Origin of the sequence: Salmonella sp. A29-2 (genome assembly GCF_020150755.1) — a bacterium.
Classification (GTDB): Bacteria; Pseudomonadota; Gammaproteobacteria; order Enterobacterales; family Enterobacteriaceae; genus Salmonella; species Salmonella enterica.
In genome coordinates this window covers 1-16,780 of record NZ_CP083731.1, presented here as the reverse complement: position 1 = coordinate 16,780, position 16,780 = coordinate 1, and the positions used below count along the sequence as shown (strand labels likewise).

12 protein-coding genes are annotated in these 16,780 nt (G+C 52.8%); 3 read left to right on the top strand and 9 right to left on the bottom strand.

All coding sequences use genetic code 11. The features are described from left to right. Window positions 1-41 precede the first annotated feature (41 nt). Window positions 42-734 carry a two-component system response regulator TorR gene (torR, locus tag K8W53_RS00060; RefSeq protein WP_001747553.1) on the top strand — a complete coding sequence of 231 codons (693 nt, stop codon included), beginning with the start codon at window positions 42-44 and terminating at the stop codon, window positions 732-734. Here torR and torT read toward each other — a convergent pair. After that, entirely contained in the window at window positions 707-1,747 is a 1,041-nt protein-coding gene (gene torT / locus K8W53_RS00055; protein ID WP_023224012.1) for a TMAO reductase system periplasmic protein TorT, read from the bottom strand. The genes torR and torT overlap by 28 nt on opposite strands. Before the next feature lie 79 nt (window positions 1,748-1,826). Between torT and torS the strand changes: the two genes are divergently transcribed. Then, on the top strand, window positions 1,827-4,562 hold the full coding sequence (gene torS, locus K8W53_RS00050; protein WP_023224011.1) for a TMAO reductase system sensor histidine kinase/response regulator TorS: 2,736 nt from the start codon (window positions 1,827-1,829) through the stop codon (window positions 4,560-4,562). Between the two features lie 104 nt (window positions 4,563-4,666). Here the strand turns inward: torS and K8W53_RS00045 are convergent, their stop codons facing one another. The 4 genes from K8W53_RS00045 to yidA form a co-directional block, all read right to left on the bottom strand. Continuing rightward, window positions 4,667-5,794, bottom strand: coding sequence for a DUF4056 domain-containing protein (locus tag K8W53_RS00045; protein ID WP_023224010.1), 1,128 nt, complete (start codon window positions 5,792-5,794; stop codon window positions 4,667-4,669). Then, window positions 5,791-6,930 (bottom strand): BamA/TamA family outer membrane protein, encoded by a 1,140-nt coding sequence (locus K8W53_RS00040; RefSeq protein ID WP_024147921.1) that lies wholly within the window; start codon window positions 6,928-6,930, stop codon window positions 5,791-5,793. Before K8W53_RS00040 ends, K8W53_RS00045 begins: the two co-directional genes overlap by 4 nt. After that, window positions 6,927-7,949, bottom strand: a complete 1,023-nt coding sequence (locus K8W53_RS00035; RefSeq protein WP_024147920.1) for a hypothetical protein — start codon at window positions 7,947-7,949, stop codon at window positions 6,927-6,929. Before K8W53_RS00035 ends, K8W53_RS00040 begins: the two co-directional genes overlap by 4 nt. 201 nt (window positions 7,950-8,150) lie before the next feature. Continuing rightward, a complete protein-coding gene (gene yidA / locus K8W53_RS00030) occupies window positions 8,151-8,963 on the bottom strand; it encodes a sugar-phosphatase (RefSeq protein WP_000985574.1) in 813 nt (270 codons plus the stop codon). Window positions 8,964-9,401: 438 nt separating this feature from the next. Here yidA and K8W53_RS00025 point away from each other — a divergent pair, with 438 nt between their 5' ends. Beyond that, entirely contained in the window at window positions 9,402-10,094 is a 693-nt protein-coding gene (locus K8W53_RS00025) for a hypothetical protein (protein WP_023224007.1), read from the top strand. 350 nt (window positions 10,095-10,444) lie between these two features. On the opposite strand, the gene gyrB is transcribed toward K8W53_RS00025, so the two are convergent. The 4 genes from gyrB to dnaA all read right to left on the bottom strand — a co-directional run bounded on the left by gyrB (window position 10,445) and on the right by dnaA (window position 16,614). Beyond that, a complete protein-coding gene (gene gyrB / locus K8W53_RS00020) occupies window positions 10,445-12,859 on the bottom strand; it encodes a DNA topoisomerase (ATP-hydrolyzing) subunit B (RefSeq protein WP_000072047.1) in 2,415 nt (804 codons plus the stop codon). 28 nt (window positions 12,860-12,887) lie between these two features. Next, complete coding sequence (gene recF / locus K8W53_RS00015) at window positions 12,888-13,961, bottom strand: DNA replication/repair protein RecF (RefSeq protein ID WP_000060081.1); 1,074 nt, start codon at window positions 13,959-13,961, stop codon at window positions 12,888-12,890. A gap of 147 nt (window positions 13,962-14,108) precedes the next feature. Beyond that, window positions 14,109-15,209, bottom strand: a complete 1,101-nt coding sequence (gene dnaN, locus K8W53_RS00010; RefSeq protein WP_000673474.1) for a DNA polymerase III subunit beta — start codon at window positions 15,207-15,209, stop codon at window positions 14,109-14,111. A 4-nt stretch (window positions 15,210-15,213) separates the two neighbouring features. Further along, window positions 15,214-16,614 (bottom strand): chromosomal replication initiator protein DnaA, encoded by a 1,401-nt coding sequence (gene dnaA / locus K8W53_RS00005; RefSeq protein ID WP_000059093.1) that lies wholly within the window; start codon window positions 16,612-16,614, stop codon window positions 15,214-15,216. Window positions 16,615-16,780 lie beyond the last annotated feature (166 nt).

Genomic DNA, 16,780 nt, shown 5'->3' with positions numbered 1-16,780 from the left:
AATATATGAACAGATATGAACAGAAAGAGACCGCGCGCAGGATGTCACATCACATTGTTATTGTTGAGGATGAACCTGTTACTCAGGCCAGATTACAGGCCTATTTTGAGCAGGAGGGGTATCGCGTTTCGGTGACCGACAGCGGCGCGGGCCTGCGTGACATCATGGAGCATGAGCACGTTTCGCTGATCCTGCTGGATATCAACCTCCCCGATGAAAACGGGTTGATGCTGACCAGGGCGCTACGAGAACGCTCCACGGTGGGCATTATTCTGGTGACGGGGCGTTGCGACCAAATCGACCGCATCGTCGGACTGGAGATGGGCGCGGACGACTACGTCACCAAGCCGCTGGAACTGCGCGAGCTGGTAGTGCGGGTGAAAAACCTTTTGTGGCGCATCGATCTGGCCCGCCCCACGCCGCAAAATGCCAGTGAAAACTGCTATATGTTTTCCGGTTACTGCCTGAACGTGATGAATCACACGCTGGAGTACAACGGTGAAGCCATTAAGCTTACGCGCGCGGAGTACGAGCTACTGCTGGCCTTTGTGACCAACCCAGGCAAAGTGCTGCATCGTGAACGCCTGCTGCGAATGCTTTCCGCCCGCCGCGTAGAGACTCCGGATCTCCGCACGATTGATGTCCTGGTTCGCCGCTTACGCCATAAAATTACGCCGGAACTGTTGGTCACACAGCATGGCGAAGGCTACTTTTTAGCCTCGGAGGTGTATTGATACAGATAGACGGGCCGAAATCCCGGAGGCGATAGCGAACGACGAACGCGCGCGCTGTCAGCGTTGTTATGCGTCAAAATAAGCACCGGCGGGCTGATATTTTCAGGTACCGGTTGCCCCTGTAAGACCTTAATCGACTGCGTTATCGCTAATTCTCCCTGCCAGGCCATCTGATCGCTGAGCGCCATCAGGATATGGCCGCGTTTTAAACCGCGATAAACCTGATGCGTCAGATAAAATGAGACGATCGTGAGCGGAGTCGTCAAATTTCGCCCTTCGCCCATCGCCGCCTCCGCCGCTATCGCCGACCCGGCGACCACATTGGCGTCCGGATGGCGCTCCAGCATTTCCTGGAGTAAGTTTCGCTGCACTTCAATGTCGTTATCGCCCCAGGCGATATCCACAATGTTGATGGCGCTGCCTTTAATTGCCTGACGAAAACCCGCCACCATCTCCTGACTGCCGCCGGCTTCTTCCGGCCCCGGGAAGAGTAAAACGTTAAGCGCTTTTCCTTTGTTCCACTGCACCAGGAAACGTCCCGGCAGATACCCCATCTGAAACCACGGCAGACCAACGCGGGTTGCGACGCTGGCATCGTGAATCATGTTCACCAGTTCAATAACCGGCACATTACCGGCATACCGTTCCAGTTCCGGGAAACGATCGGTACTGCTGCCAAGCAGAATAGCGTCGGCGCCCCACTCCCGGCACTGCGTCATTTGCTGTTGTTGCGTCGCCAGTTGCCGATAGCCATTCGCTTCCAGCACTTTTAAATCAACGCCATACAATTTGGCCGCTTTTTGCATCCCGTAGTTGACGGACAACCAGTAAGAATCTTTCAGGCTGGGGTATAATGCGCACAGTTTCCAGGGTTTACTCGCATTGACTGACGTTTGCCGCCAGGGAATCGCCCGATCGGCGCGCGTCCAGTGTAGCAGTCCGGTTTCGGCTGACGCCGTTTCTACATTCGAGACGATGATTATCAAAAAAAAGAACGAAATAAGCGCGCGCATGATAGCCCCACCAGCAACAAGGTTTTATCCTAATGGTTTTTCCGGCGGCAACTCAACCCATTTCACCCGCGGCGCATAAATGTCAACGCCTTCACTGACCCGCAGATTATGGCTGGCCTTCGCCCTGATGGCGGCACTCACCCTGCTCAGTACCGTGATCGGCTGGATAAGCCTGCGCGTCATTAGTCAGGTGGAGCAAACCAATACGCAAGCGCTGCTCCCCACGATGAATATGGCCAGGCAGTTAAGCGAAGCCAGCGCTTACGAGCTCTTTTCTGCGCAAAATCTGACCAATGCCGACAGTGAGGGCGTTTGGCTGGCGCAGGGGAAGATGCTGAAAGCGCAAAGCCTTAAAATTAACCATCTTTTGCAGGCATTAAGCGAGCAGGGGTTTAATACCTCGGCCATCGCCCGGCAAGAAAAAGAGATTGCGCAAACGCTTGGGCAACAGGGAACGCTGGTCGGTGAAATTCTCACGCTGCGCGCACAGCAACAGCAGTTAAGCCGCCAGATTGCGGAGGCGGCGGAAAGCATTGCCGCCCAGGCTCACGGTCAGGCCAATAATGCAGCGACATCTGCGGGCGCCACCCAGGCCGGTATTTACGATCTTATCGAAAGCGGTAAAGGGGATCAGGCTGAACGCGCGCTTGACCGATTGATTGATATCGACCTTGAGTATGTGAATCAGATGAATGAGTTGCGGGTCAATGCCCTGCGGTTTAAGCAGCTCATTGTGACCTTAAAAGACGCGCAAGGGCTGAGCGATGCCGAGGAAACCGATGAAAAACTTAATCAGTTGGTTAAAATTTTATCCCGCCGCCAGCAGCGTATAGAAGATCCTACCGTTCGCGCCCAAATCGCCGACGCGCTGGAGAAAATAAACCAGTACACCACGCTGGTTACCCTGTTTCGTAAGGAAAACGCCATCCGCGACCAGCTTCAAACGCTCATGGCCAATAACCTCTTCCAGTTTACCCGCTTCAGTACGGAAGTGTCGCAGTTGGTGAACGCCATCGAAAAACGAAACGAGGCTGGGTTAGCGCGTCTTACACACGCCAGTCAGCGTGGGCAAATAGGGTTAGTGATCTTAGGCATCCTGGCGCTGTGCTCATTAAGTTTTATTCTTTGGCGAGTGGTTTACCGTTCCGTATCCCGCCCGCTGGCGCAACAAACGCAGGCCTTACAGCGGCTACTGGAGGGCGATATTGATTCGCCGTTTCCGGAGGCGGCTGGCGTCAGCGAACTGGATACCATCAGCCGTCTGATGGAAGCGTTTCGCGCCAACGTGCGCAAATTAAACCGCCATCGTGAGGATTTGGCGGAACAGGTGCGATCGCAAACGGCGGAGCTTCATGCGCTGGTGCTGGAACACCGGCAGGCGCGCGCCGAAGCGGAAAAGGCCAACGAGGCGAAATCGACGTTCCTTGCCGCCATGAGCCATGAAATTCGCACGCCGCTTTACGGCATTCTCGGTACGGTACAATTGCTGGCCGATAAACCGCTCATGGCAAACTACCGCGACGACTTACAGGCCATTAATGATTCAGGCGAATCGCTACTGGCGATTCTTAACGATATTCTGGATTACTCGGCGATTGAAGTAGGCGGCACCAACGTTTCTATTAGCGAGGAGCCGTTTGAACCGCGACAATTGTTGAATAGCGCGCTGCATTTAATGCACAGCCGCGTGCAGGTGGCGCTCATCGCCGACTTTAGCGAGCAACTCCCCTCCACGCTACAAGGCGATCCGCGCCGGATACGTCAAATTGTGATTAATCTTTTAAGTAATGCGGCGAAATTTACCGATCGCGGCAGCATAGTGCTGCGCACGTTTTGCGACGATCAGAGCTGGTTTATTGAGGTTGAAGATACCGGGTGCGGTATCCCTGAAGCAAAGCTGACGGCTATTTTCAAACCGTTTGTGCAGGCGACAGGACGCCGGGGCGGGACGGGCCTGGGGCTGGCTATCAGCGCCAGCCTGGCAGAGGCAATGGGCGGGACGCTAACCGTCACCAGTACGCTTCATGTTGGCAGTTGTTTTCGTTTACAACTGCCGGTTCGCCACCCCAAACCCGCAAGCAAAAATGCGTTCAGAGAACCGATAAATCTTAACGGACTACGCCTGTTGCTGATTGAAGATAATATGCTGACGCAGCGTATTACCGCTGAAATGCTCACGGGTAAAGGGGTGAAGGTCTCAGTAGCTGAAAGCGCGAATGACGCGCTACGCTGTTTAGCCGAAGGCGAGTCCTTTGATGTGGCGCTGGTGGATTTTGATTTACCGGATTATGACGGCTTAACCCTGGCGCAGCAGTTGATGAGCCTGTATCCCGCCATGAAACGCATTGGTTTTAGCGCGCATGTGATAGACGATAATCTTCGTCAGCGTACCGCCGGTCTTTTCTGCGGGATTATTCAAAAGCCCGTTCCCCGCGAGGAGCTTTACCGCATGATAGCGCACTATTTACAGGGCAAATCTCACAACGCGCGGGCGATGCTGAATGAACATCAGCTTGCCGGCGATATGGCGTCTGTCGGCCCGGAAAAACTCCGGCAATGGGTCGCGTTATTCAAAGACAGCGCGCTGCCTTTAGTCGAGGAGATCGAGGCGGCGCGCGCCATGAATGACGACGTTAACATTAAGCGGCTGGCGCATAAATTAAAAAGCGGCTGCGCCAGCCTGGGGATGACGCAGGCAACCGAAGCCTGTCGGGAGTTGGAATTGCAACCGCTTAGCGATATAGATATTAAAACTATCGTGACGCAGGGAGTGACGGCGCTCGACGCATGGATAGCCGGTCATCCTTCGCCATAATAGCTTCCGGCTCGCCAAACGACGCGTTTCACATCACCAGTTATCAGAACATAAAACAGTACGCCGAGGGTATAAGAGGGAAATAGCCTACGGCTACTGCCTGTTTAATGATTCTGTGTTTTTTCGTCCTGTAGCCGTGCCTGCTCCGCCAGGGCGGCAAAATCTTTTTCGCTGTAATAGTGCGCGGGAGGCGGTAGCTGCGCCATATCCTCGCTGGGCCACAATTGTAGTTGCGCCAGCGTGCTAAGCTGGATACCGCGCCAGCGATGGGGCAAGCTCAGCGGCAATAGCGGCATTATCTCGCCAGGAATGGCGGTCGGCAGGCGGTCATCGCCCATCTGATAATTACGATGCAGCACCAGATATTTTTCCGGTACCCGCCGCTGGCTGTTCCACCAACGGCCATCAAGCATATCAAACTGAAAACGGGTGATCTGCGCCGGCTGCGCTGCCAGCTGCGTCAGCGCTTGCCGCAGCGCGGTTTCCATCGCCGTGTTGTACATCTCTTGCGTTTTCGTCTGACCGCCGACAATTAAAGACGCCGCCAGACGGGCACCCGCGAGGTTAGAATAGAGATCTTCCGGCGAAAAGGCCGATACTCCCTCAGAAAATCCGCGAACAGACTCGAAACCGTACCATTGGGCGATTTCGTGCCACTCCGCCACCTGGAACGCCAGATGCGCCGACAGCCAGGCGGCCAGCGTGTAACGCTCGCGTGCATCGACCGGAGGGGTAAAAGCAGTAAAAACCAGACGCCGTTCGGCCAGCTCCTCGCCCAGATTCAGCGTAAAAGCCTGCCCCAGCTTTGGTAGTAGTTGGCTGAAGATATACACTGTCATATCAGCGGTATCCCGCACATGTGCGGTGTCGATGAATCCGCCACGCAAGGTATACACAATACCGTTATTCTCACCGCTAAGGCCAATCAGGTTTGCCACGCCTGAGTACAGATGGTCGTTGTACTGATGATGCCCCAGCGAGTCCACCGTCACGATGTTATTTAACTGATAGAACGGAACCGGCAGTCCCAGCAGCTCGGCATGCAGGTCGTAACCAAAAGCGCAACACGGCCGCAACCCCTTTGGCAGCGGCTGCGGCGGCATCGTCGGCCAGGCTTCACTGGCAGCAGGCATTGGGTGAGTGGACAGATAGAGCGACAGTGGTAAGGCGGCGCGGGCGCTCCCCGCCAGAAACAGCAGCGCCAGAAAGATAACCCGAACGACGGACCTCAAAATGCTTCTCCTACCTGAAAATAAAAACCGCTGCTAGCTTTGCCCACGCCGTAATCCAGCCGCACGTTGACGCGCGGCTTGAACTCAAAGCGATAGCCCACGCCCGCAGAAGGCAGCCATCGTCCGTCATCCAGATGGTGCAAAGACGATCCCATGGTGCCCGCGCCCACCCAACCGACAACGCCATGCCGCCAGCTCAGCTTATGGCGATATTCCAGCTGACCGCTGATAGCATTTTTATCGCGATAGCGTCCTTCATAATAGCCGCGCATACGATGGTTACTGCCCAGCAGCGGCAGCATATTCCACGGCACATCACCCTGAGTAAAGGCGCCGTCCGTTTCCCAGGCCAGCACATCTTTATCATTGACGGCATGGTAACGACTATAGTGCAGTTGGTATTCATCAAACCGCGTATCGCTACCGACGTCCGGTGCGAAGTGGGTATAGCGAAGGGTGGCATACTGCCCTTTGCGTGGGTTAGGTATAAAATCACGATCATCCCAGCTAATCTCAACGCTACCGCCGTTACTCAGTGAAGAACCGCCCTGCGCTGTATGTTGAATTCTGGGCGGATCGTCCTCATCAATTTGCGCGGCGTGCTGTACATCCAGCGTCCAGCCAACGCCAAGATAGATATTGTTAACAAGCCGACGATACAGCATGGGTTGCAGATCCAGCACCTGCGCAGTATAGGCCTGCTTATGGCTGTCTTTATCACCGGCGGCAAAACCCTGTCCCCAATAGTAAGTGGGCGTGTCGCTCAATGCGCCAGTGAGGAAGAAACGCCAGCGATCTTGCGCGAAAAAAGCGTAATTTTGCAGGCTTACGCCAAAAGCGCCTGTGGAGCTGAAATAGCCGCTCAGCGACAGCGTGGATACCTGGCTAACCTTATCGGCAGGATCGGGGCGATACATACCGACGATGGCGGTGCCGATGCCCAGGCCCAGTTCAGGGGTATAAAATGGCCCGGGCATTACTCCCCAGTTGACGCCTTTGGCGGCATCGTAAGTATCGCTATCCCCCATTTGTTGTAGCCAGCCGTCCACCTGACTGCGGCTGGGCAGCGCCGCCTGCGCCACGCCGGACAGCACACCAGCGACGCAAAGCAACAGTCGGCAATGGCAGCGGTTCAAAAGCGGTACTCACCGGCCACAAAGAAGCTATTGCGCTCGGCAAAGCCAAACTCGGTGGTAACGTTGAAATGGCGGGTTATTTCATACTGAGCGCCCAGCAGCATGTTCCACGGTGATTGTAGATGCTGTTTGACGTCAAAGCGGCCGTTATTGTTATAGTTAGCCATACTCACCAGCCTTTGTAGCGTCGCTGACGGCATGGTCAGGTCGTCGAGGCTGCCTTTAAACTCCTGCTGCACATCCTGATACATGCTGCCGACCCAGACGTTTAGCTTGCCCGACGGCAGATGCATCTTATCTATACCCGGGGTGGTAAAACGGTAACCAACGCGAGGTGAGACGGTAAAGGCGTCGATGCTGCCATCAAGAATATCGAACTGTGTCTGGGTGTAGTTAGCATCAACAGCGGTAAACCAGTTACCTACGCCGCCGACCAGTGTGGTGCCGATGCCATAGGTAGTGCCTTTAAAGTCGAGTTTAAACTTGAGGTTTTGCAGATCAGCGGGATGAAAAACGTGGCCATTTTTCGTCATCAACCCAACACCAATTTGCGAAATGGAATGACCATCGGTATAGCCCACCAGGCCGTACACATTCATAAATGGCAGCAGCCAGGCATCCAGCTTGACCGTTTCGGTCTTGCTCTTTTCACGGGTATGACCGACGTTAATTTTAAATGCGTTATCTAATGGAATTCCCCCGTTGGGACCTAAAGCCAGGCCATTAAAGTTGATGCTATCAACGTTAATATTCTGCCCAATATTCATGTAGTTAATATTGAGGCCAAATGGTTCGGGAAGCTCATAGCCACGCTTTCGGGCGTCATCACCCAGAAAAGGCAACACTGATGTACTGGCAGGCTTTGCCACCGGCGTTGTCGCAACTGGCGGTGTGGCAGCAGATGGGACGTCATCCTGATAGCTATAAACAGGCGACAGGTTCGCCGGGGGGCTGGTAGCCGCCCAGGTAGAAAAAGCCATAGCGGGCAGCGCCAGCAGCAAAAGGGAGCGTTTTTTCATAATGATGAAGCGTTTATTCTGGCGAGAAGCGCCGCCGGATCGAAAGGAGGAGGGAGAATATAGTAATCGTCGCCTGGTGGGCGGGATTTCTGTGCGAATTAATCTTTTGAAATAAAAAACTATTTTCTACAACGTCTTTGTTGCAACACATTAGCTTCATGGGTGGAACTATCGGCCCGACGGCGATCGGGCCGGAGTGAATCAGGACAGAACATGTTGTTCAATCGCCCAGGCAACACCATCTTCAAGGTTCGATTTAGTCACAAAGTTAGCCACCTCTTTGACCGACGGAATGGCGTTGTCCATTGCCACGCCCATACCGGCGTATTCGATCATCGCAATGTCGTTTTCCTGATCGCCAATCGCCATCACCTCCTCTGGCTTAATACCCAGCGCCTCGGCCAGTGATTTTACGCCGGTGCCTTTATTAACCCGTTTATCGAGGATTTCAAGGAAGTACGGCGCACTTTTCAGCACGGTGTACTTTTCCTTCACCTCTGCCGGTATACGCGCAATCGCCCGGTCAAGAACTACAGGCTCATCGATCATCATAACTTTCAGGAACTGGGTGTTCGGGTCCATCTTCTCCGCTTCACAAAATACCAGCGGAATGGTCGCTACATACGACTCATGCACCGTGTAGTAGCTGATATCGCGGTTAGCGGTATAAAGCGTATTTCGGTCTAATGCGTGGAAGTGAGAACCCACCTCACGGGACAGTTTTTCCAGGTAACGGTAGTCATCATAGCTGAGCGCCGTTTGCGCAACCGTACTGCCGTCCCCTGCTTTCTGCACCAGCGCCCCGTTATAGGTAATGCAATAATCGCCGGGCTGTTCCATGTGAAGTTCTTTCAGGTAACTGTGCACACCCGCATACGGACGGCCTGTGGTCAGCACCACATTTACCCCTTTTTCACGCGCAGCGGCAATCGCGTTTTTAACCGCCGGAGAAATGGTGTGATCGGGCAGCAGAAGAGTGCCATCCATGTCGATAGCAATGAGTTTAATAGCCATGAAATCCCCGCATTAAATGAGTCCTGACTCATGCTAACGCGATTCCTCTCAAAAAACAGTAAAGAATCCGAGAGAAAGGGGGATAAACTCTGGAAAAAGGATTCCTCTTTTGTCCGACATGATGAGGAGTTTAACGGTCTTTACAATGGTTGCTTCTATTGTGCATTGACCGATTTATCAGGCAATAACATACAGAAAAATAAAGGAGGTTATTGGGAAACTCACCGTCTATAGAAGAAAAAGAGACTGGGTGTCCCGTTAAACCATTTGAGGAATGAATAATTTGATGACAATTACCGTTAGTACTCTCTAAAAAAAATAAAAATAACACAGCTTTCGATTAAACGGCACACCGGTAAGAAAGCGCAGATAGAAAAAATAGCAATAAAATTAGCGGCGTGGTAATAATAACGAATATGACATGTAAGGAATACATTCATGAAAATGATTAAAATAATATCAGCCATTGCCATGAGTTATTTTTTAAGCGGTTGTATGACGTCATCTTTACTCGATACTATAAAAACGGAAAGCGCACCCACGACAGAAGTCTGGAAAACAGATGAAATAAAAAGTATCAAACCATCAACGACCACAAACGGAGAGGAAACGTTGACATTTGTTGGTGAAGACAATAATTATCAACTTGATATAAAAGATGATAATATCAACACAACAACCAGAAATTTCGTCACTTTACTGAATAATCCTCATATCGATAAAAGAATTATCGAATTTTCCAAACAGCTTTACTGTTCTACCGATAGTAAAAAAGGGAACAAACAAAATGAGTTTCATTGCGTCCGCCCTTCAGATATTGGATATAGTTATAAGTCTTTGACGGAAGAAGAAAAATCAAAAGTCAGAGAGGCATTTTATGTACATGAAAACGATCCTGGCAGTCCTTTTTATTTTACGTTAGCAGGAAAAATCCAACCCAAAGATGCCGATAATGAAAATGAAATATTACTAAAATCTTCCCATAAAATAAATTTCACACGTGATAAGAAGCATTTCTCGGCTAAGGTTTTATTAATGCCATTCTCTATTATTGGCGATGTTGTCACTGCGCCCTTCCAGGCAATTGGCTATATTATTATCATGAATTCTTTACCGGCGATGCGCTACTAATAATAAAGAATGCCTGAATGTATTCAGGCATTCTATGACAGCCTTACCTTGTCGGATGGCGGAGTAAATACTCTATCCAACCAACAAAGTATCTTTAATGCTAAACAATGGAAAATACATCAAGGATATATTATGAACAAATTATTAGAAATATTAATTTTAACGATACTTGTAGTGGCTATAATTCTTTATATTGGATATGTCATTGTATTGCACTCACTACCCCCAATGCGTTACTAAATCTCAGACTGCTGACAAACCTTCCAGGCGCTGTTAAATGTTGGGATTCGCTCCCCTCAACCTACAGACTAAATCTCTCCCTTATATAAGGGAGAGATTACGCGGGAATATTAAATATCGATATTCGCTGCTTTCAGGGCGTTCTCTTCAATAAAGGCACGACGCGGCTCAACGGCATCACCCATCAGCGTGGTGAACAGCTGGTCGGCAGCAATCGCATCTTTAACGGTCACACGCAGCATACGGCGGCTTTCCGGGTCCATGGTGGTTTCCCACAGCTGATCCGGGTTCATTTCACCCAGACCTTTATAACGCTGGATAGCCAGACCGCGACGTGATTCTTTCACCAGCCACTCCAGCGCCTGCTCGAAGCTGGTTACCGGCTGGCGACGCTCGCCGCGTTCGATAAACGCGTCCTCTTCAATCAGACCGCGCAGCTTCTCGCCCAGCGTGCAGATACGACGATATTCCGCGCCGGTCACAAACTCGTGATCCAACGGATAATCGGTATCCACGCCATGCGTACGCACGCGAACGATCGGCTCGAACAGATTCTGTTCCGTATTAGTATGAACATCGAACTTCCACTGGCTGCCGTGCTGCTCTTTCTCATTCAGCTCGGTAATCAGCGCATTCACCCAACGCGTTACAGTCTGCTCATCAGAAAGATCGGCTTCGGTCAGAGTTGGCTGATACACCAGCTCTTTGAGCAGCGCTTTCGGGAAGCGACGCTCCATACGACCAATCATTTTCTGCGTGGCGTTATATTCAGAGACCAGTTTTTCTAACGCTTCGCCGGATAGCGCTGGCGCATGGGCGTTCGCGTGCAGAGTCGCACCGTCAAGCGCGATGGAAATCTGGTACTGATCCATCGCTTCGTCGTCTTTAATGTACTGTTCCTGCTTGCCTTTCTTGACTTTGTACAGCGGCGGCTGGGCAATGTAGACGTGGCCGCGCTCGACGATTTCCGGCATCTGACGATAGAAGAAGGTCAACAGCAGCGTACGGATGTGCGAGCCGTCGACGTCCGCATCGGTCATGATGATGATGCTGTGATAGCGCAGCTTGTCCGGGTTGTACTCGTCGCGACCGATACCGCAGCCCAGCGCGGTGATCAGCGTCGCCACTTCCTGAGAGGAGAGCATCTTGTCGAAGCGCGCTTTCTCGACGTTGAGGATTTTACCTTTCAGCGGCAGAATCGCCTGGTTTTTACGGTTACGCCCCTGCTTCGCAGAGCCGCCCGCGGAGTCCCCTTCCACCAGGTACAGTTCGGACAGCGCCGGGTCGCGTTCCTGACAGTCCGCCAGTTTGCCCGGCAGACCGGCTAAATCCAGCGCGCCTTTACGACGGGTCATTTCACGGGCGCGACGCGCCGCTTCACGCGCACGCGCGGCGTCGATAATTTTGCCGACGACGATTTTCGCGTCAGATGGGTTTTCCAGCAGGTATTCGCTCAGCAGTTCGTTCATCTGCTGTTCTACCGCCGATTTCACCTCGGAAGAGACCAGCTTATCTTTGGTCTGTGAGGAGAATTTCGGGTCCGGTACTTTTACGGAAACCACCGCAATCAGACCTTCACGGGCATCATCGCCGGTAGCGCTGACTTTAGCTTTTTTGCTGTAACCTTCTTTGTCCATGTAGGCGTTCAGCGTACGGGTCATCGCCGCACGGAAGCCTGCCAGGTGGGTACCGCCGTCGCGCTGCGGAATGTTGTTGGTAAAGCAGTAGATGTTTTCCTGGAAACCGTCGTTCCACTGCAGCGCTACTTCCACGCCGATACCGTCTTTTTCGGTGGAGAAGTAGAAGATATTCGGGTGGATCGGCGTTTTATTCTTGTTCAGATATTCAACAAACGCCTTGATGCCGCCTTCGTAGTGGAAATGATCTTCTTTGCCATCGCGCTTGTCGCGCAGACGGATGGAGACGCCTGAGTTCAGGAATGACAGTTCACGCAGGCGTTTCGCCAGGATCTCATATTCAAATTCAGTGACGTTGGTGAAGGTTTCGTGGCTCGGCCAGAAACGTACCATCGTGCCGGTTTTATCGGTATCGCCAGTGACGGCCAGGGGTGCCTGCGGCACGCCGTGCTCGTAGATCTGACGGTGAATTTTGCCATCTCGCTGGATAACCAGTTCCAGTTTTTGCGACAGAGCGTTGACTACCGAGACGCCCACGCCGTGCAGACCACCGGAGACTTTATAGGAGTTATCGTCAAATTTACCGCCCGCGTGCAGAACGGTCATGATCACTTCCGCCGCCGAGACGCCTTCTTCCGGGTGAATCCCGGTAGGAATGCCACGGCCATCATCCGTTACGGACACGGAGTTATCGGCGTGAATAGTCACGACGATATCTTTACAGTGACCCGCGAGCGCTTCGTCGATAGCGTTATCTACCACCTCGAATACCATGTGGTGCAGACCGGTGCCGTCATCCGTGTCGCCGATATACATACCCGGGCGCTTACGCACCGCATCCAGCCCTTTCAGGACTTTGATACTGGAGGAGTCATAAGAATTCGACATCAACGTTTCTCGCTCATTTAATCTTGGGTTAATCCGTTATTTTACCCTTTTCCACGGTAAACATCTTCGAATTTTCATCCGACATGTCTATAACGTGTTCAGCGCTAATTGCGCTGACAAAGACCTGCGATTGCGTGGCTTTTAAGCGGCTGGCCAGCAGTCCGCGACGCGCATCGTCAAGTTCAGAGGCAAAATCATCTATCAGGTACAGGCAGCGCCGCCCGCTTTCGCGGGTGAGGAACTCGCCCTGCGCCAGACGTAAGGCGCACATCAATAACTTTAGCTGCCCGCGCGACAGGGTATCTTCCACCGGCGCGCCGTCGGCGCGAATGCGAAAGTCCGCTTTATGCGGCCCGTGCGCGGTGTAGGTCAACATACGGTCACGCTCAAAGCTTCGCTCCAGCACGTCCGCATAGTCTGTCTCTTTCTCCCAGCCGCGCTGGAAAGAGAACGTCAGGGAAAATTCAGGTAAAAACTGCTGACAGGTATCCGCCATGTCCTGTGCGATAGCGCTACTGTACTCCGCCCGCCAGGTACTAATTTGTTCCGCCAGCGGAATCAGCTCTTTATCCCACGGGCGCAATTGCTCATAACGACTCACCTGGCGCAGCGCAGCATTACGCTGTTTCAGCAATCGTTTCAGGTTACTCCAGGCGGTGAAGAATCCGGCTTCGTTGTGAAAGCATCCCCAGTCAAGGAACGCTCTTCTGTATTTGGGGCCGCCGTTGAGTAAAGTAAACCCCTCCGGCGTAATCAACTGCATCGGCATTAAATGCGCCAGCTCCGCGATCTTGTGACCGTCGGTACCGTCGATACGGACCTTGCTGTCGCCCTGCTTATCTTTGGTTAAGCCAATCGACGTCTCACGCTCTTCGCCCTGTAATCGCCCGTGAAGAACAAACGCTTCCTGCTCATGACGAATCACGCGGCCAGGCTGCAAACTGCGAAACGCCCGACCGTGGCCAAGCGTATAGATAGCTTCCAGCACGCTGGTTTTGCCGCTGCCGTTGGCGCCAACCAGGAAATTAAAGCCGGGGGATAAAGCGAGATCCGCATTTTCTATGTTGCGGAAGTCTTTGATTAAAAGGCGCGTCAGTGACATATATTAGTACATTCGTCCAGGGGCGTGTGTGTCGCAGCCAGTTCGTCTACCGCCAGCGCGCAGAAAGCGGAGCGTACACGAAGTACGTGAGCATTTCGAGCACTGCCGGGAGGCGAAATGGCAAGTAAACCAGCCCCTTTTCAGATTCTACAGCCTCATTGGCATAACAACGTAGGCAGCACTCTGTGACGCCGCATCCTCAATCTGTACGCTGGATACGGAATCCGTCAGCATAATGCGCACGGTTTCGCACTTCAGCGCATTGAGCACGTCCAGCACGTAACTGACGTTAAAGCCGATTTCCATCTCCGTCCCGCCGTAGCTCACGTCCAGAATCTCTTCCGCTTCTTCCTGCTCCGGGTTATTGGCGGTGATTTTGAGCTGATTCTCACTGACGTACAGACGCACGCCGCGGAATTTCTCATTCGAGAGGATTGCCGCGCGGGCAAACGCCTGCTTGAGGATATCGCAGCCCGCTTCCAGATGTTTATCCGGATTCTTCGGCAGAACGCGACGGTAATCCGGGAAGCGACCATCCACCAGCTTCGAGGTAAAGATAAAGTCGCCGACGTGCGCGCGGATATTATTACTGCCGATCTGCACGCGCAGCGGGTTTTCGCCACCGTCGAGCATACGCATCAGTTCAATCACGCCTTTACGCGGCACAATCACCGAATGGCTGGGTAAAGACGCTTCCAGCGGCATTGAGCACACCGCCAGGCGGTGGCCGTCGGTCGCGACAGTGCGCAGTTCGCTACCTTCCGTTTCAAACAGCATACCGTTTAAGTAGTAGCGCACATCCTGATGGGCCATCGAAAACTGGGTCGCTTCAATCAGGCGCTTCATCGTGGCCTGCGGCAGCGTAAATTCAACTTCGCTTTGCCAGTCGTCAAGATTCGGGAAATCGGCGGCAGGCAGCGTAGACAGCGAGAAGCGGCTACGGCCAGAACGCACCAGCATCCGATCGCCTTCCAACTGAACGGCAATCTCCGCGCCCTCCGGCAGGCCGCGGCAGATATCAAAGAATTTCCGCGCCGGCACGGTAGTGGCGCCTGGCTCATGCGGCTGAGAAAGCGTAACGCGCGCGACCATCTCCATTTCAAGATCGGTGCCGGTCAGAGAAAGCGTACCGTCCGCTACCTGGAGGAGCAGGTTACCGAGAATCGGCAGCGTAGGACGACCGCCCAGCGGGCCGCTGACCTGCTGAAGCGGTTTTAATAAATGTTCACGTTCAACGGTAAATTTCATAGGATCACGACGATAGTGTTCTGATTAAATTCGAAAAATCTTCTTTGATATCGTGGCTTTCTTCACGCAGTTGCTCAATTTTACGACAGGCATGAAGTACGGTAGTGTGGTCGCGCCCGCCAAACGCATCGCCGATTTCCGGCAGACTGTGGTTGGTGAGCTCTTTTGCCAGCGCCATAGCCATCTGGCGCGGACGTGCTACCGAGCGAGATCGACGCTTAGAAAGCAGATCCGCAATTTTGATTTTGTAATACTCGGCCACCGTCTTCTGAATATTGTCGATGGTGACCAGTTTTTCCTGCAACGCCAGTAAATCGCGCAGCGCTTCGCGCACAAAGTCGATAGTAATCGCCCGGCCGGTAAAGTTGGCATTGGCGATCACCCGGTTCAACGCGCCTTCCAGTTCACGCACGTTAGAGCGTAGACGTTTGGCGATAAAGAACGCGACCTCGCCTGGCAGACGAATATCATTTTCGTCCGCTTTTTTCATCAGGATCGCCACGCGGGTTTCCAGTTCTGGCGGTTCGATCGCCACTGTTAGCCCCCAACCAAAGCGGGACTTGAGACGATCCTCAACGCCGTTGATCTCTTTCGGATAGCGATCCGACGTCAAAATGATCTGCTGATTGCCTTCCAGCAGAGCGTTAAAGGTATGGAAAAACTCTTCCTGGGATCGTTCTTTATTGGCGAAGAATTGAATATCGTCGATCAGCAATGCGTCAACGGAGCGGTAGTAGCGTTTAAACTCTTCGATGGCGTTATTTTGCAGGGCTTTTACCATGTCCTGCACAAAGCGCTCGGAGTGCATATACACGACTTTCGCGTTGGGTTTACGCGCCATAATGCCGTTACCCACCGCGTGCAGCAGGTGAGTTTTACCCAGACCGGTGCCGCCATAGAGGAATAACGGGTTATAAGCGCCGCCAGGATTATCCGCCACCTGACGTGCCGCCGCGCGCGCCAGTTGGTTGGATTTACCTTCGACGAAGTTATCAAATGTATGTTTTACATTGACGTTGGAACGGTAGGTCGGCTCCGCCGGCGCTGGTACGTTATCCCAGCCCGAACGGGCCGCAGGCGCTACGCGCTGCGGCTGCGCCGTTGTTGTCTGCGCAGGCGCGACAACGTTATGCACAGGCGTTTTTAGCGTTTGCGTAACGGGCTTTGTTCCCACTTCAAAACGCAGTTGTGGGGCATCCGCGCCGCAGAATGTGTTGAGTAATCCATTGATATTGTTGAGGTACTTATCTCTTACCCAATCGAGCACAAAACGGTTTGGCGCATACAAAGCCAGCGTGTTATCGCTCAGTTCCGCCTGCAACGGGCGTATCCACATACTGAATTCTGTGGCTGGTAACTCATCCTGCAATCGGGCAAGACACTGCTGCCAAAGCGAAAGTGACACGGCGGACTCCACTCGAACAAAAGTCGATAAATGACAAAGGCTGATACATTAATGATTGTTGGCGCACGTCGATAAGACCCTGCATGAAGGGTGACGCACGAACCGCTGTCTGCGGTTTTCACGGATCTTTCAAACGATCGCGACTTCACGCAGTCTGAAAGATTTC